A 22,458-nucleotide genomic window follows, 5' to 3' on the forward strand; every position below is an offset into this window, starting at 1 on the left:
ACCAAGGGTTGGGCACTCGCAGTGGGCGGTAATTCGCCCATGCTCAATGCCGAACGCTGAACGCCAAAACTGGAGGTGAAAGGTATGGGTTACCGCAAACTCGGGCGCCTGAGCGGCCACCGGGAGGCCATGCTCAGGAATGCGCTCGTCTCCTTTTTCCGCTATGAGCGCATCCAAACCACCGAGGCCAAGGCCAAGGAGCTGAGGCGCCTGGCTGAGGGCCTGGTTACCCTGGCCAAGCGGGGCGACCTGCACGCGCGGCGGCAGGCGGCGGTGCTGGTGCCGGATAAAGAAGTCTTGAAAAAGCTGTTCGATACGGTGGGGCCCCGCTATAAGGAGCGGGCCGGCGGCTATACGCGGATTTACAGGCTCGGACCCCGCCAAGGCGATGCAGCTCCCTTGGCCATCCTGGAGCTGGCGTAAGATACTGAGCAAGGGACCAGCCTCGCCGGGCGCATGGTCCCTGTTTTGTTAAGCGGGTGGTAAACATGACGGCAATGTTTCAGCTCGAGCACGTCTCCCACGCCTACAGCGGGGGGGACGCGGGCGGGCGACCGGCCCTCGCGGACGTCACCTTGCGCATCGCCGCCGGCGAGTTCGTCGCCGTAATCGGCCACAACGGCTCGGGCAAGTCCACCCTGGCGAAGCACCTCAATGCCCTCCTGCTGCCCACCGAGGGGCGGGTGCTGGTGAAGGGGCTGGATACGCGCCGGAGCGAACACCTCTGGGATATCCGCCAGACGGCGGGCATGGTGTTTCAAAACCCCGACAACCAGATTGTGGCCACGGCGGTGGAGGAGGACGTGGCCTTTGGGCCGGAGAACCTGGGCGTGCCGCCGGCGGAGATCCGCCGGCGGGTGGACGAGGCCCTGGCGATTGTGGGCATGAGCGAGTTTCGCCGCGTGGCGCCGCACCTTCTGTCGGGCGGGCAGAAGCAGCGCATCGCCATCGCCGGCGTGCTGGCCATGCGCCCGGCGGCCCTCATCCTGGATGAGCCGACGGCCATGCTCGACCCGGCGGGGCGCCGTGAGGTGCTGGAGACCGTGGTCCGGCTGAACCGGGAAGAGGGCATCACCATCGTTTACATCACCCACTTCATGGAAGAAGCCGTGCGCGCCGGGCGCGTGGTGGTGATGGACGACGGGCGCGTGGTACTGGACGGGCCCCCCCGCGAGGTGTTTGCCAGGGTGGCGGAGCTGCGCCGCCTGGGGCTGGACGTCCCGCAGGTGACGGAACTGGCTCTGCGCCTTAAGGAGCGCGGGGTGGAGCTGCCACCTGGGATTCTCACCACAGAGGAGATGGTGGCGGAGCTATGCCGATACGAATCGACGATGTGAGCTACACCTACCAGCCGGGGACGCCGTTTGCGGCCGCCGCCCTGGACCACATTGAGATAACCATTCACGACGGCGAGTTTTTGGGCCTTATCGGCCACACCGGCTCCGGCAAATCCACTTTGATCCAGCACCTGAACGGGCTGCTGCTCCCAACGGAAGGCCGGGTGCTGGTGGACGGGGTGGACACCCGCGTCCGGGCCACGCGCCGCGAGGTGCGCCGGAAGGTAGGGCTGGTGTTTCAGTACCCCGAGCACCAGCTCTTTGAGGAGACGGTGGCCAAGGACGTGGGCTTTGGGCCACGCAACCTGGGCCTCCCCGAAGATGAGGTAAAGGAGCGGGTCGAGGCGGCCCTGGAGATGGTAGGGCTGGATGCGGCCAAGTACGGGCCGCGCTCGCCCTTTGACCTCTCCGGGGGTGAGATGCGGCGGGTGGCCGTGGCCGGGGTGCTCGCCATGCGGCCCCGCTACTTGGTGCTGGACGAGCCTACGGCGGGGCTGGACCCGCGGGGACGGGACGAGATCCTGGGCCAGGTGGCGCGCCTGCACCGGGAGCTGGGGCTTACGGTTATCCTGGTGTCGCACAGCATGGAGGATGTGGCGCGTCTGGTGGACCGCCTGGTGGTGCTACACCGCGGCAAGGTGGCGGCGCAGGGTACCCCGCGCGAGCTCTTCCAGCGGGCGGAGGAGCTGCAAAAGCTGGGGCTGGGCATCCCGCAGATCACCGAGTTCATGCGCCGCTGGGGTGCGCGGCATCCGGGCGTGCGCACGGATGTTATCACAGTGGAAGAAGCGGCGGAGGAGATCTTGGCGCACCTGAGGAGGCGGGCCCATGCTTAAAGACATCACCCTCGGCCAGTATATACCAGGGAACTCGCTGCTCCACCGGCTGGACCCGCGGACCAAGATCCTGGGCTCGATCCTCTACATCATCGCCCTCTTTGTCCTCAACGACCTGCCGGGTTACGTCATCATTACCGCCTTCAGCTTCGCCCTCATCTTTCTTTCCGGCCTGTCCTGGCGCTATGTGCTGCGGGGTGTGCGCCCCATTTTTTACATTGTTCTTTTTACCCTGGTGCTGAACTTCTTTCTCACCCCGGGCCGCGTGGTGTGGCAGCTGGGGCCCCTCAAGGCGACGGCCGAAGGAATCCGCCTGGGCATCTTCATGGGCTGGCGGCTGCTGCTTTTGGTGCTCACCACCTCGCTGCTCACCTTGACGAGCTCGCCCATCGCGCTCACCGACGGGATTGAGTACCTCCTGAACCCGTTTCGGGGCATCGGCGTGCCGGCCCACGAGCTGGCGATGATGATGACCATTGCGTTGCGCTTTATCCCGACGCTGCTCGAGGAGACGGACAAGATCATGAAGGCACAGATGGCGCGCGGCGCAGACTTCGAGACGGGGAACATCGTGCAGCGGGCGCGCGGGATGATCCCGCTCCTGGTGCCGCTCTTCGTCGGGGCTTTCCGGCGCGCCGACGACCTGGCCACGGCCATGGAGGCGCGCTGCTACCAGGGTGGGGTGGGGCGCACGCGCCTGCGCGAGCTCAAGTTCGCTGCCCGCGACTTTGTCGCCCTTGGCGTCAGCGTCCTCCTCGTGGTCCTCAGCGTGGCCGACCGCCTGCTGCACTGATGCGGGCATGATCTCTTCCGCGGTGGGCCCCCCCTCTCCTGAAAGCTCGCGGAGAGTATTATGCGCGGCTCCGCTCTCCGGCGGGGTTCCGGCCTGATGGAATGGCCTGCGGCCGGCGGCGGGCATCCGGCCGCTGGGTGGGGGAACTGTGCGTGGGGAGCGGTACTCGACTCCTATTAACCAGGTAGGGGATGTGTGGTGCGGAACATCAAGCTTGTGCTGGCGTATGACGGAACGGATTTCGCCGGGTTCCAGGTGCAGCCGGGAAAGCGCACTGTGCAGGGCGAGCTTACGGCGGCGCTGGCGAAGATCCTGGGCGAAGAGGTTAAGGTAATCGGCGCCGGGCGCACCGACGCCGGCGTCCACGCCCGCGCCCAGGTGGTCAACTTTGCGACCGCCGCCCCGATCCCCACCGGCCGCCTCTCCGCCGCGCTCAATTCCTGCCTGCCGCCCGACCTCACCGTCTGGCAGGCAGAGGAGGTGCCGGCGGACTTCCACGCCCGCTACGCGGCCCAAGGCAAAACATACCGTTACCTCATCCACCAGGCGCCGCAGCCCTCCCCCTTCCTGCGCCGTTACAGCTGGCACCTTCCCCGGCCCCTCGACGTCACGGCCATGCAGGCCGCCGCGGCGCAGCTCATCGGTGAGCACGACTTCTCCTCTTTTTGTGCCGCGGGCGGCGCCGCCAAGACGCGCGTCCGCACCCTGCGCCGCCTGACACTGGGCGGGGAGGGCGGCCTCCTCCTGGTGGAGGCGGCGGCGGACGGCTTTCTTTACAAGATGGTGCGCAACCTGGTGGGCACCCTGGTGGAGGTGGGCCGGGGCGCCTTCACCCCGGACGACGTACAGCGCATTCTGGCCGGCCGGGACCGGAGCTTGGCCGGCCCCACGGCCCCGCCCCAGGGGCTCATCCTCTGGGAGGTGGACTACGGGCGGGGCCGCGGGCCGGAAACGCCCGGCGGCGTTGCCTTGACACCGCCGTGGGCCTGTGTTAAAATCACCCTGTGAGTCTCTACCGCCCCCGAGCCCCGGCGGCAGGAGCTCCTCGGATCTCCGTAGCGGGAGGAAAGTAAAGTGAAAAGCTATATGGCCAAACCCGCGGAAATACAGCGCAAGTGGTATGTTCTCGATGGTGCCGGGAAGCCCCTCGGCCGGCTGGCGGTTCAAGCGGCCCACATCCTGCGCGGCAAGCACAAGCCTACCTTTACCCCCTTTATCGACACGGGGGATCATGTGATCGTTGTCAATGCCGACAAGGTGGTGCTCACCGGGCGCAAGGCCGAGCAGAAGGAATGGGTGCGCTACACGGGGTATCCCGGTGGACTGAAGCGGACCAAGTACCGGGAACTTATGGCCAAGCGGCCGGAGCTGGCCGTTGAGATGGCGGTAAAGGGCATGCTGCCCCACAACCGACTCGGTCGTGCCATGGCCAAGAAGCTCAAGGTGTACAGCGGGTCGGAACACCCGCACCACGCCCAGAAACCAGAGGTCTGGAGCTTTTAAGCGGACGGGGAAAGGAGGAGAGAGACAGGCATGCCAGGGATCACTTACTACGGCACCGGGCGGCGCAAGACATCGGTAGCCCGGGTACGGCTGGTGCCCGGGAGCGGGCGTTTTGTGGTTAACGGTCAACCGGTGGAGGAGTACTTCCCCCTCCGCAGCCTGCAGACCATAGTGGAACGGCCCCTCAAGGTGACGGGCAACCTGGGGAAATTCGACGTTCTCGCCAAAGTGGAAGGCGGCGGCATTACCGGGCAGGCAGGCGCCGTACGGCACGGCATCGCGCGGGCACTGCTCAGGGTGGATGAGATCCTGCGTCCCACGTTGAAGAAGGAGGGCCTCCTCACCCGCGACCCGCGGATGAAGGAGCGCAAGAAGTACGGCCTGAAAAAGGCGCGGCGTGCGCCCCAGTTCTCCAAGCGTTAAGCTTCCGCCCCGGCTCGCGAGCCGGGGTTTTCTTCTGCCCTGCCGCCGCCGGTCTAAAGGCCGGCCCTCCTGAGTATGCTGTAGCGAAAAGGCTCGCCCGCAAGCGCCGGGCGGTAGGGGGAGGGTTAACCGTGCTGGGAAGGCGAGAGCGGACAGAAAAGGGCGGGCGCTGGCTGGCGGCGGCCATTTTGCTTACGTTGGTGCTGGCTGCCCTGGCCACACCGGAACGCCGGGCGCGCCAGCGGGTGTTTGCGGAGGCACGCGTTCTGGCGCCGCAGGTCATCGTGCTGGACCCGGGGCACGGCGGCATCGACACCGGCGCAGCCGGTCCGGCGGGGGTGGTGGAGAAGGACATCACCCTGCCGGTATGCGTGTATCTCAAGGAGTACTTTCAGCAGAGCGGCGCGCGGGTGCTGCTGGTGCGCACCGACGACCGGGAGCTTTCCGAGGACCTGGTGGAGGATCTCCGGGCGCGGGTGCGCCTGGCCAAGGACGCGGGGGCTACTGTGTTTCTCAGCATCCACGGGAACAGTTTCCCTTCGGCGTATGAGTATGGGGCCCAGACCTTTTACTACCCGAACCACCCGGCAAGCCCGCGGCTGGCGCGCTGCATTCAGGACGAGCTCCTAAGGCTGCCCTCGCCGTTGGGGGAAAACTACCGCGACGTGCAGGAGGGCGATTTCCACGTGCTGCGCAACGCTCCCTGCCCGGCGGCCTTGGTGGAGATCGGTTTTTTGTCCAATCCCCGGGAAGAGGCGCTTTTAGCCGACCCTACTTACCAGAAAAAGCTGGCCTGGCACATTTTCGCCGGGACGGTGGCCTTCCTGCGCGGCGGGGGAAGGGAGTAAAGCCTGCCTTGACAGGGCCTCAACCGGCTGTTACAATCGGGGCGAGGTGGTAGCCATGGACCAGGACGCCCTGCTCGCGCTTTTGGCCGGGGAAAAGGGCGGGTATACGTCGGGGGAGGAAATCAGCCGGGCACTCAGGGTGTCGCGCACGGCAGTGTGGAAGTACATAAATGACCTCAGGCAGAGCGGCTATGACATCGAAGCCCACCCGCGCCTGGGCTACCGGCTGCTGGCCCGGCCGGACAAACTCCTGCCGGCGGAGGTGCGCCACGGCCTGAAAACGGCGCGCCTGGGGCAGGCGGTGCACCATTTTGAAACCATCACCTCCACCAACGACGTCGCTAAGGATCTGGCGGAGCGGGGCGCACCGGAAGGCACGCTCGTGGTGGCCGAGGAACAAAAGAGCGGGCGCGGCCGCCGGGGCCGGGCCTGGTCTTCGCCGCCCCGGGTGGGAATCTGGGCCTCGCTCCTTCTGCGGCCCGCTTTTCTCCCCAGCCAGGCGCCGCTCCTCACCCTTACGGCTGCGGTAGCCGGGGCGGAGGCCATCCGCCGTGTGACGGGCCTTACGGCCGGCATCAAGTGGCCGAACGACCTTCTCATCGGCGGCCGCAAGGTGGCCGGTATCCTTATGGAGCTGAGCGCCGAGCAGGACGTGGTGCTGTACGTTATCCTGGGCATCGGCATCAATGTGAACACGCCTTCTTTTCCGGGGGAGCTGGCTGCCTTGGCCACCTCGCTCTACCAGGAACGCGGGGAGAGCGTGTCGCGGCGGGAACTCCTGCAGGCTTTTCTCGAACGGTTCGAATTCTGGTACGACCGGCTGCCGGGAGAGGCCGAGGCCCTGCGCAGCCGGTGGCGCGAACTCTCCGTCACCTTGGGCCGGCGCGTCACTGTAACCGCACCCACCTTTACCGTGAGCGGCCTGGCGCGAAACATCGACCGCGAGGGCGCCCTGCTTCTCGAGACAGAAACCGGAGACCTCGTCCGCATCTTGAGCGGGGACGTAAGTCTCCGGTAGTACGGGGGAAGATCCATGAACGTCAAGGTCTGGCTCCTGCTCATCGGTTCGGTGGCGCTGAGCTCGCTGGCGCAGCTGCTGCTCAAACTGGGGCTTAGAGGGGCGGGGCGGTTGGAGCTTTCGCCGGCGGGCCTTGCGGCCCTCGCGCTGCGCGTCGTGACGAACGGTTACCTTCTGGCCGGCCTGGCCGGGTTTGTGGCCAGTGCCGTTTTCTGGCTCATCGTTCTTTCCCGTGTAGAGCTCAGCCTGGCTTACCCTTTGGTCGGCCTGGGCTACGTCTTTGTTCTTTTCCTCTCGCACTTCGTGCTGGGCGAGAGCATCTCCGCCTGGCGCCTGGGCGGGGTGGCGGCCATCATCGCCGGTGTCATCCTGATCGGTCGCTCGTAGCTAAAGGATGAGAGCCGGGATGAAGAGCGGCAGGTAAGTAAGGAGGAAGAACACTGCGATGAGGCCGAGGAGAAACGGCGCCACAGCCTGGCTGATCTTCTCCAGCGAGAGCCCGGTCACAGTGCTGGCTACATAGAGGTTGATGGCCACGGGCGGCGTGATCATGCCGATGGCCAGACCTACCACCACAAGGAGACCGAAGTGCAGGAGGTTTACCCCCAGCTGGTTCACCAGCGGCAGGAAAACCGGCGTGAGGATGATGAGGGCCGAGGCCGTCTCCATGAATACCCCGGCGATGAGGATGATCAGGTCAATAAAGAAGATGATCACGTACTTGTTCTGGGACAGCGCCAGGATGGAGCGGGCGATGAGGGTAGGGATCTGCCAGTTGGCGAGAACCCAGCTCAGAATGCTGGAGGTGGCGATGATAAACATTACCACCGACATGGTGACGGCCGAATTGACGATGATGTGGTAGATGTCCTTCCACTTAAGATCGCGGTAGACAAAGACGGCCACGAAAAGCGAGTAGTCCACAGCGATCACGGCGGCCTCGGAGGGTGTGAAATACCCGGAGAAGATACCGCCCAGGATGAAGGCCGGGGTGAGCAGCCCCCAAAACGCGCCTTTGAAGGTGCGCCAGATGTTGGTCAGGGAGAAGGCGGCACCGCGCGGGTAGTTGTCCCGGTAGGCCTTGACCAGGGCGAGGCCGATGAGGGAAAGGCCCATAAGAACGCCCGGAATAAAGCCGTTGAGGAAAAGGCGCGCCACCGACTGGTCGGCGATGACACAGTAAAGCACCATAGGCACAGAAGGCGGTATGACGACGCCGATGGTTCCAGCTGCAGCGATGAGGGCGGCGGAGGTGGCTTCGTCATACTCCTTTTTCTTCAGCTCCGGCACGAGCGGTGTGCCGACGGCGGCAGTGGTGGCGGCGCCCGAGCCGGAGATGGCGGCGAAGAACATGGAGGCCGCCACGGAAACCAGCCAGAGGCCGCCGCGCAGGAAACCCAGGACGGCGTCGCCGAATTCCACGAGTTTTTCAGAAACTTTGCCTTTGGCGAGGAGGTCGCCGGCCAGGATAAAGAAGGGGACGGCCACCAAAGGGAAGGAGTCGGCGCCGGCGAACATGCGCTGGGCGATAAGAACAGGGGGCAGGTGGCCTTGGCTGAGCACCAGGTAAGAGGCCAGGCCGATGCTTACGGCAATGGGCACCCCGAGAAGAAGGAGCAGGCCGAAGCTGCCGAAGAGAAGGCCGATCACGCAGCTTCACCCCCTAAGGCCCGGCGGCAGCAGGCGGCCAGCTCCGTGAGGGCGTGGAGGGCCATGGTGGCGAAGCCCAGCGGCAGCGCCAGGTACACCAGGCGCATGGGCAGGCCCAGGGCCGGAGAGGTTTGGTAAATCTGCAGGGTTATGAGCTGCACGCTGGAGCGGATGGCGAGGAGAAAAAAGGAAAGGGACAAGAGCTGGACTACGGCGCCGCAGAGCTCGCGCAACTTCCCGCGCGCGAAGCCGATGAGAAAGGTCACGGCGATGTGATTGCCGCGTTTGTAAGCCAGGCTGGCCCCGCCGAAGGTGCTGAAGACGAGGAGGTAGCGTGAGAGTTCCTCCGTCCAGGGCAAGGCACTGAAAAAGATGCGGGCGGCTATCTGGAGGGTAATGGTAAGGGTGAGGGCCGCCAGGGCCAAGAAGACCAGGCGGCACATCACCCGGTCGGCCAGGTCGCTGAGACGCGCCAGGAACGATGTGGCGGGCATGAGGTTCACTCCCTTCGGGGATAAGGCGATGGGAACCAGGGAACCGGGCGGGGCTGCGGGCGGCTGCCCTGCGGCCCTGCGCGGGCGGCGCGCTCTTACTTGAGCGCCTCTTGGATTTTGGTTACTAGGGCGCCGTACTTGTCTTGGTTCTTCTCGTATACGGACTGCACGGCGGCCTGGAAAGGTGCGGCGTCGGGCTCGGTGATCTGCATGCCCTTGTCTTTTAGCTCCTTGAGCTGGCCTTCCTCCTGCTCCGCGTTCCACCGGCGCTCGTAGGCAGCGGCTTCTTTGGCGGCAGCCACCAGTACCTGCTGCACATCGGCCGGGAAGGAGCTCCACACCTGCTGGCTCATCATGATGGTGGCCGGGGCGTAGGTGTGCCGGGTGAGGGCCAGGTGCTTCTGGGTTTCGTACAGTTTGAAGGCGTAGATCACGTTAACAGGGTTCTCCTGCCCGTCGATGGTACCTTGCTGCAGCGCGGTGAGGGCCTCCGTCCAGGCCATGGGCACGGCGTTGGCGCCCAGGGCCTTGAAGGTATCGATATAAACCGGGTTTTCCATGACGCGGATCTTGAGGCCCTTTACGTCTTCCGGCCTGTTCACGGGGCGCTTGGAGTTGGTGAGGTTACGGAAGCCGCGCTCGGCGAAGGCCAGGCCCTTGAGGTTTACTTTGGAGAGGTTGTTCAGCACCTCCTGCCCCACTGAGCCGTCCAGGACCTGGTAGGCTTCCTCGCGGGACTTAAAGAGGAAGGGCAGCTCGAAAGCGGCGATCTCCGGCAGGAAGTTGGCGATGGGGCCGTCGGTGATGACGCCCATGTCCACGGTGCCCATCTGCATGCCTTCGAGAAGGGTGCGCTCGTCGCCCAGGGTGGCGTTGGGGTAGATCTCGATCTTCACTTGGCCGCCGGTTTTCTGTTCCACCAGCTCCTTGAACTTGGTCGCGGCCACATGGAAGCCGTCCTTCTCGTTCACCACGTGGGCCAGGCGCAGGGTGCGGGGCCGGTCGGCGGCCTGCCCCTGGCCGCCCTGACTTTCGGCCGGCTTCTGCCCGGCCGGTTGCTGCGGCCGGCTGCAGCCGGCGACGACGAGGACCAGGGCCAGGATCAGGGCTCCCAGGACCACGATGCGATTTCTCCACTGCTGTTTCATAGTGCGTTCCTCCTTCATAGTGGTATCTACTCCCCGGACCTGAGGACGGCCCCCGTGCTGGCGGAGGACACCAGGAGCGCGTAGCGGTAGAGGTATCCCGACTTCACCTTGGGCTCCGGTGCCTGCCAGGTGGCACGGCGGCGGGCCAGCTCCTCTTGACTCAGCTTGACATCCAGGCGCCGCTCCGGGATGTTGATGCTCACAATGTCCCCCTCCGCCAGCAGCGCAATGGGCCCGCCCTCCTGCGCCTCCGGCGAAACGTGGCCGATGCTGGCGCCGCGGCTGGCACCGGAGAAACGCCCGTCGGTAATGAGCGCCACGTCCTTGTCCAGGCCGATCCCGGCGATGGCGGCGGTGGGGTTCAGCATCTCGCGCATGCCCGGCCCGCCCTTCGGCCCTTCGTAGCGGATCACCACCACGTCACCCTTCTGGATGCGCCGGCCCAAGATGGCCTCGATGGCCTCTTCCTCCGAGTTGAACACGCGCGCCGGGCCTTCGTGCACCAGCATCTCCGGGGCCACGGCGGCTTCTTTCACCACTGCGCCGTCCGGCGCCAGGTTGCCGTGCAGGATGGCGATACCGCCGGTGGTGCGGTGCGGGTTCGTGAGCGGGCGGATCACCTCGGGCCTGAGCACCTTGGCCCCGGCGATGCGCCGGCCCACGGTTTCGCCGGAGACGGTAAGGCACTCGGTGTGGATGAGGCCGAGTTCCTTCAGCTCCGCCATGATCGCCGGCAGGCCCCCGGCCTCGTGCAGGTCCTGGATGTGGTGCGGCCCGGCGGGGCTCAGGCTGGCGAGATAAGGCGTGCGCCGGCTGATGGCATCAAAGGTGGCCAGGTCCAGCTTCACTTTGGCCTCGCGCGCGATGGCCGGCAGGTGTAGCACGGTGTTGGTGGAGCCGCCCACCGCCATGTCCACGGCGATGGCGTTCTCAAAGGCTGCGCGCGTCAGGATGTCGCGCGGGCGGATGTTTTGCTGCACCAGCTCCACCACCCGCATCCCGGCGCGCTTGGCGAGGGCGGTGCGGGCGCCGGAGAAGGCGGCCGGCAGGGTGCCGTTGCCGGTAAGGCCCATGCCCAGCACCTCGGTGAGGCAGTTCATGGTGTTGGCGGTGAACATGCCGGCGCAGGAACCGCAGCCGGGGCAGGCGGCGTGTTCCATGGCGGTAAGCTCGGCGGCGGTGATACGCCCTGCCTCCAGTGCCCCGGCGGCTTCGAACATCTGCGTCACGCTGATGTCCCGGCCCTGCCAGCGTCCGGCCAGCATCGGCCCGCCCGAGACCACCACTGCCGGTAGGTTAAGCCGGGCTGCGGCCATCAGCATGGCGGGGACGATCTTGTCGCAGTTGGGGATAAGTACAAGCCCGTCGAATTTGTGCGCTTCCGCCATGGCTTCAATGGAGTCGGCGATGAGTTCGCGGCTGGGAAGCGGGTACTTCATGCCCGAGTGCCCCATGGCAATGCCGTCGCAGATGCCGATGGCGGGGAACTCGATGGGCGTGCCCCCGGCCGCGGCCACCCCCAGCTTCACCGCCTGAGCGATGGTATCCAGGTGCACATGGCCGGGGATGATCTCGTTCTGGGCGTTCACCACTCCGATGAGCGGGCGCTTAAGCTCTTCTTCCGTGTAACCTGCGGCGTAGAAGAGCGAGCGGTGGGCGGCCCGCGTCGGCCCCACCTTGACTTCATCACTGCGCACTTGTTTCTCCTCCCTCCCGAGTAGTACAAAACCCCATTCCTTACCTTCAACCTATTCGCTTCTTTCCAAGAATTACCTACAAATAGGTTATAAAAATATCCCCTACCTTAAGGTAAGGGACGGAGTTTCTACCGTGGTACCACCCTCGTTCGCCGCAGCGGCCTCACCGAGACGGGTAGAGTATACCCATCTCCAGGGGATAACGGCCCCGGCCGTCTGCCCTTACCGGCGCAAGCTTTCAGGGTAGCCGCTCCAGGATGATCTTTCAGGCCGGCCCAGGCACCGGGTTGCACCAAGCCCCGGCTCTCTCCAGCCGCGGCAGGCCTTACTTTTCCCTTCCTCGCGGTTGGCGTTATATTGCCTCCCATTATAATCACTCTTGCGACCGTTGTAAAGAGAAAGTTGTCGCCGAGAAACTGCCCCCGGCTCGGCCGCAACGTGCTATAATCTGGATGAAGGGGAACAATAAAGGCAAAAAGGGGGAGCCACCTTGCGCGTACAGATCATCGGCGTGCCGCAGGACCTGGGAGCGAACCGGCGCGGTGTGGACATGGGGCCGAGCGCCATCCGTTATGCCGGCGTGCGGGAGCGCCTGGAGAGCCTGGGCTACACCGTGCAGGACCGGGGGAATATCCCTGTCTCCCTGCGCGACGAGCGAACAGCAGGGGATACGCGGCTGCGCTACCTGCCCGAGATCCAGCAGACGAGCGAGCTTTTGGCGCAAACGGTCCGGGAGGCGGTGGAAGCGGGGGACCTCCCGCTGGTGCTGGGCGGGGACCACAGCATTGCCATCGGCACCCTGGCCGGGGTGGCGGCGGTGAAAGAATGCGGTGTGATCTGGATCGATGCCCACGGCGATTTCAACACGCCGGAGACCACCGCCAGCGGTAACATCCACGGGATGCCCCTGGCCGCGTCCTTGGGTCGCGGTGACGAGCGGCTGGTGAGCTGCGGCGGTTTTGTGGCGAAGGCCAAGGAGAAGAACGTGGCCCTCATCGGGGCGCGGGACCTCGATCCCGAGGAACGCGATGCCCTGCGTCGTTCCCGCATCTCGGTATTCACCATGCAGGACATCGATGAGATGGGCATGAAGCGGGTGATGCAGCAGGCTGTTGCGGCGGCGCTCGACGGCACGGAGGGAATCGCCGTGAGCCTGGACATGGATGCCCTCGACCCTTTGGAGGCGCCGGGGGTAGGGACGCCGGTGCGGGGCGGCCTGACGTACCGCGAGGCGCACCTGGCCATGGAGCTCATCGCCGAGACGGGAGCGCTCCTGTCGCTCGAGGTGGTCGAGGTGAACCCGATTCTGGACTACCGCAACCAGACGGCGGAACTGGCGGTGGAACTCATCGCCTCGGCCTTGGGCAAAAAGATCATCTGAGGGGGCTTTGTTGTGGGCGTTGTCTGGGCGGGGATTGCCCCTCATCCACCCATTATCGTGCCGGAGGTAGGCGGCGCGGAGGTCGAGAAGGTGACGGCCACCTGTAGTGCCATGCGCCGGCTGGCGGCGGATCTCAAGGCGGCGGCGCCGGAGACGGTGGTGATCACCAGCCCGCACGGGCCGGTTTTTAGAGATGCGGTGGCGGTGTCGCTGCTGCCGGAGCTTACGGGCGGCCTGGCCGCTTTTGGTGCGCCTCAGGTGCAGGTTACGCGCGGCAATGACCTGGAGCTGGCCCGGACGATTATGGCGGAAGGCGGGGAGCTGAAGGTGCCCGTGGTGGGCCTGGGTAGAGAGGAGGTGCGCCGCTGGCGGGCCGGGGAGGAGCTCGACCACGGGGTGCTGGTGCCGTTTTACTACCTGGCGCACGCCGGCGTTGCGGCGCACCTGGTGTGGGTGGGGATGTCGTTTTTACCCCCGGAGGAGCTGTACGCCTTCGGTGTGGCGGTGGCGCGGGCCGCGGAGAAGTGCGGGCGGCGGGTGGCTTTCCTGGCCAGCGGCGACCTCTCGCACCGCCTCACGCGTGAGGCCCCGGCGGGGTACCACCCTGAGGCGGCGCGCTTCGACGCGCTGTTGGTACAAAAGGTGCGGGAAGGGGACCTGGAAGGCCTGCTCAAACTCGATCCGGCCCTGGCGGAGAAGGCGGGCGAGTGCGGCTGGCGCAGCTTCATGATGATGGCCGGTGCCCTGGACGGGCGCGTGGTAAGCCCGGAGGTGCTCTCGTACGAGGGCCCCTTCGGCGTGGGCTACCTGGTGGCGAAGCTCGTTCCCGGCGCGGCGCTGCCGGAGCTCAGGCGCCTTCAGCGCCTGCGCGGCGCCCGGGAGCGGGCGGTGGAGGAGCGGCGGGCCCACGAGAGTGTCTTTGTGCGCCTGGCCCGCAAGAGCCTTGAGCATTACGTGCGCACGGGAAAACGCCTGCCGGTGCCCGCGCCGCTGCCGCCGGAGCTGGCCGGCCGGGCGGGAGCCTTCGTTTCGCTGAAGAAGCACGGGCAGCTGCGGGGCTGCATCGGCACCACCGGCCCCACGCAGCCCACGCTGGCGGAGGAGATCATCGAGAACGCCATCAGCGCCGGCACCCGCGACCCGCGCTTCTGGCCGGTGCAGGCGGAGGAACTTCCCGAAATCACCTACTCGGTGGATGTCTTGAGCGAGCCGGAGCCGGTAAAAGGGCTTCAGGATCTGGACCCGAAACGCTACGGTATCATCGTGCGGGCGCGCGGGCGGAGCGGCCTGCTCCTTCCCGACCTGGAAGGGATCGACACGGCGGAGGAGCAGGTGGCCATCGCCAAGCAGAAGGCCGGGCTGGGACCGGGCGACAAGGTGAGCCTGGAGCGGTTTGAGGTGAAGAGGTACTACTGATGAAAGAAGCGCTTTACTGGCACAAGCTGGAAGGGGATAGGGTTCAGTGTGAGCTGTGCCCGCAGGACTGCCGCATTGCGCCCGGGCGGGCCGGCGCCTGCCGCGTGCGCCGGAATAAAGCCGGGGTGCTCTACGCCACCAACTACGCCCGCGTCAGCTCTGTGGCCCTCGACCCGGTGGAGAAAAAGCCCCTCTATCACTTTTACCCCGGCCGCACCGTCCTCTCCCTCGGCACCATCGGCTGCAACCTTAAGTGCAGCTTTTGCCAGAACTGGGAGATCGCCCAGGAGGACGCCCCCACGCGCGGGCTCGGGCCGGAGCAGGCGGTGGCCCTGGCCCGGCGCGAAGGAGGCGGCTGCATCGGTATCGCCTACACCTACTCCGAGCCCCTCATGTGGTACGAGTACGTCCTCGATACCGCGCGCCCGGCGCGGGAGGCGGGCCTCAAGAATGTGCTGGTGACGAACGGCTTTATCCAGCCCGAGCCCCTGGAAGCGCTTTTGCCCTTTATTGATGCTTTGAACATCGACGTCAAGGCTTTTACCGGCGACTACTACCGCCGGGTGTGTCACGGCGGCCTGGAGCCGGTGCTCAAAACCGTGGAGACGGCGGTGCGTGCCGGCTGCCACGTGGAGCTTACCACCCTCCTCGTGCCCGGCCTTAACGACGCGCCCGACGAGATCCGTGCCCTGGTAAGCTGGATAGCGGGACTTGCGCCCACCATCCCACTTCACCTTACGCGCTACTACCCGCAGTACAAAATGGAGCTTCCCCCCACTCCCCTGGCCACGCTGGAACGCGCCTGGGAAATCGCCCGGGAGAAGCTCGCCTACGTCTACATCGGCAATGCCCTTACCGAAAAGGGGCAGAACACGTACTGCCCCGGCTGCGGGGCGCTGCTCATCGAACGCCGCGGCTTCAGCGCCCGGCCGACCGGCCTTGAGCACCGCCGCTGCCGCGCCTGCGGCCGGGTGACGGAAGTCACCTGCTGACCCGGACCTACACTGCTGCTCGCTCTGGCCTGGGTTTGAGAACGCGCTTCAACAGCGTTTCCGGTTAAGGAAATGCGCCGAAAAACCAATCTTTTCTTGTTCTATCCTTCGACGGCCGTTGTTAACCACGTCCGGCAGGTCTTCCTCCTGCGAGATCAAGAAAGTTCTTCAGGACCCGCGCGGTGAGGCCCCAGATAACGCGGCCCTCGACCTCGTAAAAGACCTCGGGCAGGAGGCCGGTGCGCCAGGGATAGGCGCGGCCGTGGGGGATCTTGGCGAAGGGGAAATCGGCCGGCGGCACGGCCTCTACGGAGACGAAGTGGGTCGCGGGCGTAAGGGCGCGCAGCTTGATCAGCGGCAGGGTGAATACCTCCGCCACCTCGGCGGGATTGGGCCGGAACTCGCCGGCAGGACGGATTTCCCCCACAAAAGGATAAAGGAAAAGGTTGAACGGCGTAATTATGTAATCCAGTTCGCCCCACACGGTAATTGCCTGCCGGGTAAGGCCCAGCTCCTCGGCCGTTTCCCGGCAGGCGGTTTCTTTTTCGTCGGCATCGCCTTCCTCCACCCGGCCGCCGGGAAAGCAGATTTCGCCCGGCTGGCGGGACAGGCGCGCCGCCCGCACTTCAAAGAGCACCTGCCAGGCGCCCTCGCTATCTTTAAGGAGCGGCAGCAGCACCGCCGAGCGCGTGTACAGCCCGGCATCCAGCAGCTGCCGGCGCCGGCCCCGGAAGCGTGCCGCGAGGTCGTCATGGCTCAGCCGTTCCGACAGGGTTATCACTCCTTCTGAACCGCTGAAGATCCCGGGACGGCCTGCTTTTGCCAGGCCGGAAAAGATGTTCCATTAGGCCCAACTGAGTTCCACCTTGTCCCCGTCCTTGAGCGGCGTGGTGAAGTCGGCCGGCTCGCCGTTTACGGTCATGACGAGGCGGGCACCGGGCTGGGCGTTCTTTTTCACGTCCACCAGGGCGAAGAGGTCGCTCAAGATGGCTGTGCTGCGGCCGGGTACCAGGCTGATGGCCGCCCCGCGCGGCAAGGGGTCTTGGAGCCGTGCCGGGCGGCCGTTCACCAGGATGGTGGTGCCGCTCCCGGGCAGGTTCACCCGCTGGCCGTTGACGCTTACCGTAACAGGCGGCACCGGCGCGATGCGCCCCGCCAGGGCCATGCCCACGCTGGGAGCTGCCTCCGCCAGGGTGTAATCCAGAGCGTCACCCGGGCGCACCAGGTCTTTCAACCCGGCTGCCCGCCCGTTGATGCTCAGGCGGCACGGGGAAAAGGGTAAAGTACAGCGCCGGCCGCCGAGCAGGAAGGGGAAATCCTCTTCTACCAGCTGTTCGGCCGGCACCCCTGCCAAAAGGAGGAGTTCACGGGCCGGCCGCTGCCATAGTATGCCCACCCGGGCGCGGTCGGGAACCGGTGTCGCCGGATCGGCCGGGAGCCCGTTTACCGTTAGGCGCGGCGGAAAAGGCGTGTCCGTCCCGTTGAGCCGGTAAAAGCGCGCGGCTCCGGCCAGGTCCCCGGCCGTGGCCTGTGCATTCCGGCCGTCGGCACCCGGCGCGAATTCCACCCGGGCACCTTCCGTAAGCGGCGTATCCAGGTCGGCCGGCTCCCCATCGACACGAATGGTGGCCGGCTCGCCCTGCCCACCCGGAATCACGGTGAGCTCCCCATTAACCTCCACCGTGAGGGCGAGGCCCGGGCGCCCGAAGAGGCGGTTCCAGGTGGTGCCGGCCGCCAGCAGTGCCTGGGCCACCGTTTGGCCGGCCAGGTTCCAGAGGTAGACCGGCTGGCCGTTTACGCTGGCCTTAAGGAAGTGGAGCGGGCTGCCCTTCAGGGCGGTGACGGCGATGCCGATGGGTGTCACCGCCTGCGGCCCACTGAGCTTCTTTGCCTGCCCGCTCACGGCGGCAATGGTCTCGCGGCCCCGGAGGCCCACCCGGTTTTCCGGCAGCTCCAGCGCTCGGGCCAGGGCCGCGGGCAGGGTAGGGGTAAGGCTGCCGCCGCCCACCAGGAGGACGGCGTCAGGCGCGCGGCCGTTAAGGGAGAGGATTTCTGCAGCTATCTGGCCGGCCAGGTTGTCGATGGCCGGGGCCAGCTCGCGCACCACGGTGCCCGCCGCCGGCTCCTGTTTCTGGCCGAGGATATCGGTAAAGGTAACCGTGTCGGCGGTGCTGAGCTGCCGTTTTACTGCTTCCCCGGCGGTGAAATCGAGAAGAAAACGCTGGCAGAGGGCATCGGTGATTTCGTCCCCGGCCACCGGCACCATGGCGTAGGCGTAGATGTTGCCGCGCCGCACCAGGGCGATGTCCGAGGTGCCGGCGCCAATGTCGACCAGGGCCAGGTTGAGCTGGCGCATGCCGGGGGGGATGCTCACCTCGGCGGCGGCGATCGGCTCCAGGGTGAGGCTGGCTGCCTCCAGACCGGCCCGGCGCAGGACGGCGAACAGGCTGTCGACCACCACCCGGGGGAGGAAGGTGGCGATGAGGCTGAGGCCGATCTCACGACCGAACTGCCCCGTGAGCTCGCTGATGGGGGCGCCTTCTAGTATGTACTGGGTGACGCTGTAACCCACGCAGAAATAACCGGCGGCAGCCGCCTGCCCTTCGTTGCGGGCCAGGGACTCCTGCGCTGCCCGGAGCGCCTCCAGCTCCAGGGCGCGCACATCGGCCGGCGTCACCTCCTGGGAGGCGCTCTTTTCCCGCTGTGCCTCCCCGCGCGCTGTCTTGAGGGCCCGGCCGGCGGCGGCCACGGCGGCCCGGGTAAGCGGGTGCTTAAGGCGCCGTTCCAGGGCCGTTTTCACCTTGCGCACTCCCTCTGCCACTGCGGCTACGTCGTGTACCTGGCCGTCGTACATGGCGCGGCTGGTGTGCTCGAACACTTCCGCCGCGCGGATGTGAAGCCCCTTCGGGGTTTGTGCGAGAATAAGTCCCACAATGGTGCGGGTGCCGATGTCCAGGGCAAAGACTTCCTTATCAGCCGGCGTTTGTGCGGGCATGCCTCGACCACCTCATTCATCAGATTTCGCCATCTTTCTTCCCGTTTCCTGCCGGAGAAGGTTGCGGCGGCGTATTTATGTCGCTCGTGCCGGACAGAGGTGACAACGCTGTTGCAGATATGATAAAAACCGTGAGAAGTTGATACCTGACCCCGGAGAAGGAGGAGCGGGGGGAAACGTAGTATTATTCTCGCATGTGACTACAGAGGAGGAAGGCCGGGGAATGGGGGAGGGGCTCTGGCTGGCGGTGCGCGACAGCGCCGGCCTGTACTTCCTGGGCTGGGTAGGTTGGCGCGTGTTCGAGCGTCTGCAGGTGCCGGCGGCGAGTCTCCTGGGCGCCATTGCCGCTGTAGGCGTAGCTCAGGTGCTGGGCCTGCGGCTGGAACACGTGCCGTGGGCTTTGAAACTGGTGCTGCAGATCATCCTCGGTACCTTCATCGGCCTGCGGTTTAAAAAGGACACGCCGGCCAGCCTGCGGCGGCTGGCCGGGCCGGCGTTCCTCGTCTCCGGCTGGATGCTGGCGAGCTGCTTTCTGGTGGGCCTGGTGTTTCTTAAGCTCACGGAGGTCACCCCCGTGACGGCCGTTCTGGGGGCGGCACCCGGGGGAGTGGCGGAGATGAGCATGCTGGCCCTCAGCCTGGATGCCGACGCCCTGGTGGTGGCGGTGCTGCAAATCATGCGCCTTTTGGGCATTCTGATGGTGATTCCCTTCCTGGCGGCGCGCCGGGCCACAGGCCAGCTGCCGGACGGGGAGGCGGAGCCGGCGGCGGTGGGCCCGGCCTGGGGGTGCCCCGCCCTCGCCACGCTCCTTACGGGGGCAGTGGGCGGCGGCATCGGGCAGTACCTCAACTGGCCGGCCGCCGGGCTTTTGGGAGCGCTCCTCGCCGTGGGGCTTACCTCGAGCTTCTACCGTGAGCTCAGCCCCCTCCCGCAGGACCTGCGCGTGTGGGCCCAGGTGGGCATCGGCGGCCTGGTAGGGCTGAGCTTTACTCCCGAAGCGCTGGCGCAGACGTGGGGTATGGCCGGCCCTGTTCTCACCAGCACCGCCGCGTTGATCGGTTCGGGGCTGGTCCTGGCCGCCGTGCTGCGGCGCCTCACCGGCTGGGATTCTCTTACCTGCCTTTTGGCTGCGGCCCCGGGCGGCGTCACACAGTTTTTCATCCTGGCCTGTGAACTGGGCGCCGACCCGCTTAAGGTGAGCCTGCTCCAGCTGGCGCGGCTGCTGAGTATCCTCGGGATTCTGCCGCTCCTTCTGCGCCTGCCGCTCTGGTAGCAGGAATTCCAGCCGGGGGGGAGAATGTAAAGCTTGGAAAGGGAGGTGGGCGCACATGCCGGCAGGTCAGGCCCTGAACATCGAGCGGCACAGCCTCTTCCGCTTACACAAAATTGACCAGTTGATCCGGCAGAAACGTTATCCGAACGTTCCGGCACTGAGCAGGTGCTTGGAGGTGAGCACCCGCACCATTGAACGCGACCTGGAGTTCCTGCGCGATCGCTTGGGCGCCCCCCTTAAGTACGATTTCAAGCGGCGGGGCTACTTTTACACCAACGACAGTTTCAGCATGCCGCGCCTGAAGCTCACGGAAGGTGAGGTGGTGGCCCTCTACCTGGGGCAGAAGCTCCTGTGCCAGTACAAGGGCACGCCGTATGAGGCGGCCATTGCCCGGGCCTTCGCCAAGATCCAGACCCTCCTCCCGGACGGCGTCGAGGTGGACCTCGCCGAGGTGGACGAGTTCCTCTCCTTTGACGTGGAGCCGCTGCGCGGGGAAGAGGAGGCCTTGGCAGCGTGCTTTCAACAGCTGGTGCAGGCCATCCAGGGGCGTGAGACCATGGACATAATCTACTACACAGCCAGCCGGAACGCCCAGAGCCGGCGGCTGGTGGATCCTTATCATCTGCGCTGCCACCAGGGCGCCTGGTACCTGATCGCCTACTGCCATACCCGGAAAGAGGTGCGCATCTTCGCCTTGGACCGGATCAGGTCCCTGCGACCCACGGGCCATAAGTTTCAGCCGCCCGCGGACTTTTCCCTGAAGGAGTACCTGGGTCACAGCCTGGGCATCGAACGCGGGGGCGAGCTCCGAAAAGTGATGATCAGTTTTGATGCCGTGCAGGCGCGCTGGATCCGAGAACGGCAGTGGCACCCCAGCCAGGAGCTCACCGTCCTTGCGGACGGGTCCCTGCTCTTTAAAGTCACGGTGAGCGGCCTGGAGGAGGTAAAACGCTGGGTGCTGGGGTTTGGCTCCCACGCCGAGGTGCTGGCTCCGGAGGAGCTGCGCCGGGCGGTGGCCCGCGAAGTGGCCCTCCTGGCGCAAAAATACGCCGGCTGCGCTGCATCGCCTCCGGCTCCCGACACGTTTTCAGGCCGGCCGGAATAGACTACTCCTGGAAGGAACCCTGACGAGGGGGGAGCCTTATGACGGAAAGGTACGGGCCCGGGTACGAGGCGTACAGCCCGGCCGATCTGGTTTTCAACGACCACATGCGTGCCTTGGTGGGGCAGGTGGTGGATGCGGCCACTTGGGCCGGGACGGTACAGGGTACCCTGGTCGACGCCTTCCCCGATCACATCCTCATTCAGACGCCGTCCGCCCGCTACCACGTTCGCCTGGCGGCCATCGCCTTTGTGCGGGCGATGTAATAGAACCCGGGACAATCCCGGGTTTTCTGCTTGCCGCAGCAACAACTTTTGTCGAAGCCGGGAGGAATTCTTCTTATGAATGTGGAAACTACATAATAAATTTGAGATCCGGTTAAGCGGCGAATACAAGACAAGGGGGTTGTACAGGTGGCTCTCGCTGACCTGGACGTCCAAGTAAACCTGTACCGGGACGGGGAGAAGTTCTTTGACCTCTTGAAGGCGGTGCTGCGTGAGTGGCAGAAGTCTCCCTGGCCCCATGAGAAGGAACGCGCCGAATACGCCAAGGCCTTGTTTTCCCAGGGACTTACCGTTTACGGGAACTACCTGACCCGGGCGCGCGAGAAGGTAGCCAGTGGTTTCGCCACGCCGGCCGACCAGAAGCTGCTGGGGCGCATGGAGGAGCGTTTTAGCTACTGGCAGGGGAAGTTCCAGGAACTTACCGGAGAAAAAGAGCCCACCTGTTCTTAGCCAGCTGCGGCCCGGGATGCCGGGCCGTTTGCCTTGTAGTTCTGCTCAGGAGGGAAGAGCCGTGGCAGGTTCGTGGCAGGATTTTTGGGCCAATGTCCGCGGCGTGCTCAAAGGATCCTTTGATTTCCGCGAACGCGCCGTGGCGGTGCTGCGCAAGGAGGCTTTCGAGGAGAACGATACCTTTCTTCTCCTTTGCTTCGCCGATCTCATCGGCGTACCGGTTCCCACCTCCTATTACAGCATCGAGCTGCTGCCTTATCTGGCGGAGGAGCTGGAGGGCTGGGAAAGGCGCATCTTGGAGCGCAAGAGCGTGGTGGCCGAGAAGTTCGGGAAGCACGACTGGTGCTGTTAAGAGGTAAGGGGACAGGTCGGCAATTCGGGGTAGAAATGGAGGGCCCGACCTGTCCCCATGGCAACCCGACGCTCGTTTCTCGCGTGGGCCGGGTGTGCCGTGAAGCTTCGAGTTGAGTCAGTAGGGACAGGTCGGCAATTCGGGGTAGAAATGGAGGGCCCGACCTGTCCCCATGGCAACCCGACGCTCGTTTCTCGCGTGGGCCGGGTGTGCCGTGAAGCTTCGAGTTGAGTCAGTAGGGACAGGTCGGCAATTCGGGGTAGAAATGGAGGGCCCGACCTGTCCCCATGGCAACCCGACGCTCGTTTCTCGCGTGAGCCGGGTGTGCCGTGAAGCTTCGAGTTGAGTCAGTAGGGACAGGTCGGCAATTCGGGGTAGAAATGGAGGGCCCGACCTGTCCCCATGGCAACCCGACGCTCGTTTCTCGCGTGAGCCGGGTGTGCCGTGAAGCTTCGAGTTGAGTCAG

General features: G+C 65.5%; 24 protein-coding genes and 1 other annotated feature. Of the genes, 18 read left to right on the forward strand and 6 right to left on the reverse strand.

The genetic code is table 11. The features are described from left to right. The first annotated feature begins 84 nt into the window (after window positions 1–84). From rplQ to K5554_RS05490, 10 genes are all read left to right on the forward strand, one after another. Window positions 85–423 (forward strand): 50S ribosomal protein L17, encoded by a 339-nt coding sequence (gene rplQ, locus K5554_RS05445; RefSeq protein WP_221040125.1) that lies wholly within the window; start codon window positions 85–87, stop codon window positions 421–423. Between the two features lie 65 nt (window positions 424–488). Next, window positions 489–1,337, forward strand: a complete 849-nt coding sequence (locus tag K5554_RS05450) for an energy-coupling factor transporter ATPase (RefSeq protein ID WP_221040126.1) — start codon at window positions 489–491, stop codon at window positions 1,335–1,337. Further along, window positions 1,313–2,173, forward strand: a complete 861-nt coding sequence (locus K5554_RS05455; protein ID WP_221040127.1) for an energy-coupling factor transporter ATPase — start codon at window positions 1,313–1,315, stop codon at window positions 2,171–2,173. Before K5554_RS05450 ends, K5554_RS05455 begins: the two co-directional genes overlap by 25 nt. Then, the gene (locus K5554_RS05460; protein ID WP_221040128.1) at window positions 2,166–2,966 is read left to right on the forward strand and encodes an energy-coupling factor transporter transmembrane protein EcfT; all 801 of its coding nucleotides are present in this window, start codon (window positions 2,166–2,168) and stop codon (window positions 2,964–2,966) included. The genes K5554_RS05455 and K5554_RS05460 overlap by 8 nt, the downstream gene beginning before the upstream one ends. Before the next feature lie 198 nt (window positions 2,967–3,164). Continuing rightward, on the forward strand, window positions 3,165–3,974 hold the full coding sequence (gene truA / locus K5554_RS05465; protein ID WP_221040129.1) for a tRNA pseudouridine(38-40) synthase TruA: 810 nt from the start codon (window positions 3,165–3,167) through the stop codon (window positions 3,972–3,974). A gap of 78 nt (window positions 3,975–4,052) precedes the next feature. Beyond that, window positions 4,053–4,469, forward strand: a complete 417-nt coding sequence (rplM, locus tag K5554_RS05470; RefSeq protein WP_370636968.1) for a 50S ribosomal protein L13 — start codon at window positions 4,053–4,055, stop codon at window positions 4,467–4,469. Between the two features lie 30 nt (window positions 4,470–4,499). Beyond that, a complete protein-coding gene (gene rpsI / locus K5554_RS05475) occupies window positions 4,500–4,892 on the forward strand; it encodes a 30S ribosomal protein S9 (protein WP_221040131.1) in 393 nt (130 codons plus the stop codon). Between the two features lie 131 nt (window positions 4,893–5,023). Continuing rightward, on the forward strand, window positions 5,024–5,740 hold the full coding sequence (locus tag K5554_RS05480) for an N-acetylmuramoyl-L-alanine amidase (RefSeq protein ID WP_221040132.1): 717 nt from the start codon (window positions 5,024–5,026) through the stop codon (window positions 5,738–5,740). Between the two features lie 55 nt (window positions 5,741–5,795). Then, window positions 5,796–6,758 carry a biotin--[acetyl-CoA-carboxylase] ligase gene (locus K5554_RS05485; protein WP_221040133.1) on the forward strand — a complete coding sequence of 321 codons (963 nt, stop codon included), beginning with the start codon at window positions 5,796–5,798 and terminating at the stop codon, window positions 6,756–6,758. 15 nt (window positions 6,759–6,773) lie between these two features. Next, window positions 6,774–7,145, forward strand: a complete 372-nt coding sequence (locus tag K5554_RS05490; RefSeq protein ID WP_221040134.1) for an EamA family transporter — start codon at window positions 6,774–6,776, stop codon at window positions 7,143–7,145. Here K5554_RS05490 and K5554_RS05495 read toward each other — a convergent pair whose 3' ends face one another. The 4 genes from K5554_RS05495 to ilvD all read right to left on the reverse strand — a co-directional run bounded on the left by K5554_RS05495 (window position 7,146) and on the right by ilvD (window position 11,747). Beyond that, window positions 7,146–8,408, reverse strand: a complete 1,263-nt coding sequence (locus tag K5554_RS05495; protein ID WP_221040135.1) for a TRAP transporter large permease — start codon at window positions 8,406–8,408, stop codon at window positions 7,146–7,148. It abuts the gene before it with no gap. After that, window positions 8,405–8,902, reverse strand: a complete 498-nt coding sequence (locus K5554_RS05500; RefSeq protein ID WP_221040136.1) for a TRAP transporter small permease — start codon at window positions 8,900–8,902, stop codon at window positions 8,405–8,407. The genes K5554_RS05495 and K5554_RS05500 overlap by 4 nt, the downstream gene beginning before the upstream one ends. A gap of 95 nt (window positions 8,903–8,997) precedes the next feature. Next, window positions 8,998–10,050 carry a TRAP transporter substrate-binding protein gene (locus tag K5554_RS05505; RefSeq protein ID WP_221040137.1) on the reverse strand — a complete coding sequence of 351 codons (1,053 nt, stop codon included), beginning with the start codon at window positions 10,048–10,050 and terminating at the stop codon, window positions 8,998–9,000. Between the two features lie 26 nt (window positions 10,051–10,076). Next, the gene (ilvD, locus tag K5554_RS05510) at window positions 10,077–11,747 is read right to left on the reverse strand and encodes a dihydroxy-acid dehydratase (RefSeq protein ID WP_221040138.1); all 1,671 of its coding nucleotides are present in this window, start codon (window positions 11,745–11,747) and stop codon (window positions 10,077–10,079) included. A gap of 112 nt (window positions 11,748–11,859) precedes the next feature. After that, window positions 11,860–12,097, reverse strand: a binding site (T-box leader). Window positions 12,098–12,237: 140 nt separating this feature from the next. On the opposite strand from ilvD, the gene rocF reads away from it, so the two are divergent. Genes rocF through amrS form a run of 3 tightly spaced genes read left to right on the forward strand, consistent with a single transcriptional unit; the run spans window position 12,238 to window position 15,536 of the window. Next, the gene (gene rocF / locus K5554_RS05515) at window positions 12,238–13,128 is read left to right on the forward strand and encodes an arginase (protein ID WP_221040139.1); all 891 of its coding nucleotides are present in this window, start codon (window positions 12,238–12,240) and stop codon (window positions 13,126–13,128) included. A 12-nt stretch (window positions 13,129–13,140) separates the two neighbouring features. Beyond that, window positions 13,141–14,544 (forward strand): AmmeMemoRadiSam system protein A, encoded by a 1,404-nt coding sequence (amrA, locus tag K5554_RS05520; RefSeq protein WP_221040140.1) that lies wholly within the window; start codon window positions 13,141–13,143, stop codon window positions 14,542–14,544. Further along, window positions 14,544–15,536: an AmmeMemoRadiSam system radical SAM enzyme gene (gene amrS / locus K5554_RS05525; RefSeq protein WP_221040141.1), complete on the forward strand. Its 993-nt coding sequence runs from the start codon at window positions 14,544–14,546 to the stop codon at window positions 15,534–15,536. Before amrA ends, amrS begins: the two co-directional genes overlap by 1 nt. Window positions 15,537–15,657: 121 nt before the next feature. Here amrS and K5554_RS05530 read toward each other — a convergent pair whose 3' ends face one another. Together K5554_RS05530 and K5554_RS05535 are read right to left on the reverse strand one after the other, a co-directional pair. Next, entirely contained in the window at window positions 15,658–16,317 is a 660-nt protein-coding gene (locus K5554_RS05530) for a CoA pyrophosphatase (RefSeq protein WP_221040142.1), read from the reverse strand. 63 nt (window positions 16,318–16,380) lie between these two features. After that, window positions 16,381–18,531 carry a cell division FtsA domain-containing protein gene (locus K5554_RS05535; protein WP_221040143.1) on the reverse strand — a complete coding sequence of 717 codons (2,151 nt, stop codon included), beginning with the start codon at window positions 18,529–18,531 and terminating at the stop codon, window positions 16,381–16,383. A gap of 223 nt (window positions 18,532–18,754) precedes the next feature. Between K5554_RS05535 and K5554_RS05540 the strand changes: the two genes are divergently transcribed. The 5 genes from K5554_RS05540 to K5554_RS05560 all read left to right on the forward strand — a co-directional run bounded on the left by K5554_RS05540 (window position 18,755) and on the right by K5554_RS05560 (window position 21,992). Next, the gene (locus tag K5554_RS05540; protein ID WP_221040144.1) at window positions 18,755–19,804 is read left to right on the forward strand and encodes an AbrB family transcriptional regulator; all 1,050 of its coding nucleotides are present in this window, start codon (window positions 18,755–18,757) and stop codon (window positions 19,802–19,804) included. Window positions 19,805–19,859: 55 nt separating this feature from the next. After that, window positions 19,860–20,909 (forward strand): YafY family protein, encoded by a 1,050-nt coding sequence (locus tag K5554_RS05545; RefSeq protein ID WP_221040145.1) that lies wholly within the window; start codon window positions 19,860–19,862, stop codon window positions 20,907–20,909. A gap of 38 nt (window positions 20,910–20,947) precedes the next feature. After that, window positions 20,948–21,172, forward strand: coding sequence for a DUF2642 domain-containing protein (locus tag K5554_RS05550; RefSeq protein ID WP_221040146.1), 225 nt, complete (start codon window positions 20,948–20,950; stop codon window positions 21,170–21,172). A gap of 147 nt (window positions 21,173–21,319) precedes the next feature. After that, on the forward strand, window positions 21,320–21,640 hold the full coding sequence (locus tag K5554_RS05555) for a hypothetical protein (protein ID WP_221040147.1): 321 nt from the start codon (window positions 21,320–21,322) through the stop codon (window positions 21,638–21,640). Window positions 21,641–21,701: 61 nt separating this feature from the next. Further along, window positions 21,702–21,992 (forward strand): hypothetical protein, encoded by a 291-nt coding sequence (locus K5554_RS05560; protein ID WP_221040148.1) that lies wholly within the window; start codon window positions 21,702–21,704, stop codon window positions 21,990–21,992. Window positions 21,993–22,458: the final 466 nt, after the last annotated feature.

The sequence above is a fragment of the Gelria sp. Kuro-4 genome, assembly GCF_019668485.1.
Classification (GTDB): Bacteria; Bacillota; DTU030; order DUMP01; family DUMP01; genus DUMP01.

Bases quoted from the DNA above. Each gene is read 5' to 3' on its own strand.
- K5554_RS05490 (WP_221040134.1), top strand. From the start codon at position 6,774: ATGAACGTCAAGGTCTGGCTCCTGCTCATCGGTTCGGTGGCGCTGAGC.
- K5554_RS05550 (WP_221040146.1), top strand. From the start codon at position 20,948: ATGACGGAAAGGTACGGGCCCGGGTACGAGGCGTACAGCCCGGCCGAT.
- amrS (WP_221040141.1), top strand. From the start codon at position 14,544: ATGAAAGAAGCGCTTTACTGGCACAAGCTGGAAGGGGATAGGGTTCAG.
- K5554_RS05545 (WP_221040145.1), top strand. From the start codon at position 19,860: ATGCCGGCAGGTCAGGCCCTGAACATCGAGCGGCACAGCCTCTTCCGC.
- K5554_RS05450 (WP_221040126.1), top strand. From the start codon at position 489: ATGACGGCAATGTTTCAGCTCGAGCACGTCTCCCACGCCTACAGCGGG.
- rpsI (WP_221040131.1), top strand. From the start codon at position 4,500: ATGCCAGGGATCACTTACTACGGCACCGGGCGGCGCAAGACATCGGTA.
- K5554_RS05460 (WP_221040128.1), top strand. From the start codon at position 2,166: ATGCTTAAAGACATCACCCTCGGCCAGTATATACCAGGGAACTCGCTG.
- K5554_RS05505 (WP_221040137.1), bottom strand. From the start codon at position 10,050: ATGAAACAGCAGTGGAGAAATCGCATCGTGGTCCTGGGAGCCCTGATC.
- K5554_RS05455 (WP_221040127.1), top strand. From the start codon at position 1,313: ATGCCGATACGAATCGACGATGTGAGCTACACCTACCAGCCGGGGACG.
- K5554_RS05540 (WP_221040144.1), top strand. From the start codon at position 18,755: ATGGGGGAGGGGCTCTGGCTGGCGGTGCGCGACAGCGCCGGCCTGTAC.
- K5554_RS05500 (WP_221040136.1), bottom strand. From the start codon at position 8,902: ATGCCCGCCACATCGTTCCTGGCGCGTCTCAGCGACCTGGCCGACCGG.
- K5554_RS05485 (WP_221040133.1), top strand. From the start codon at position 5,796: ATGGACCAGGACGCCCTGCTCGCGCTTTTGGCCGGGGAAAAGGGCGGG.
- rplM (WP_370636968.1), top strand. From the start codon at position 4,053: ATGGCCAAACCCGCGGAAATACAGCGCAAGTGGTATGTTCTCGATGGT.
- K5554_RS05535 (WP_221040143.1), bottom strand. From the start codon at position 18,531: ATGCCCGCACAAACGCCGGCTGATAAGGAAGTCTTTGCCCTGGACATC.
- rplQ (WP_221040125.1), top strand. From the start codon at position 85: ATGGGTTACCGCAAACTCGGGCGCCTGAGCGGCCACCGGGAGGCCATG.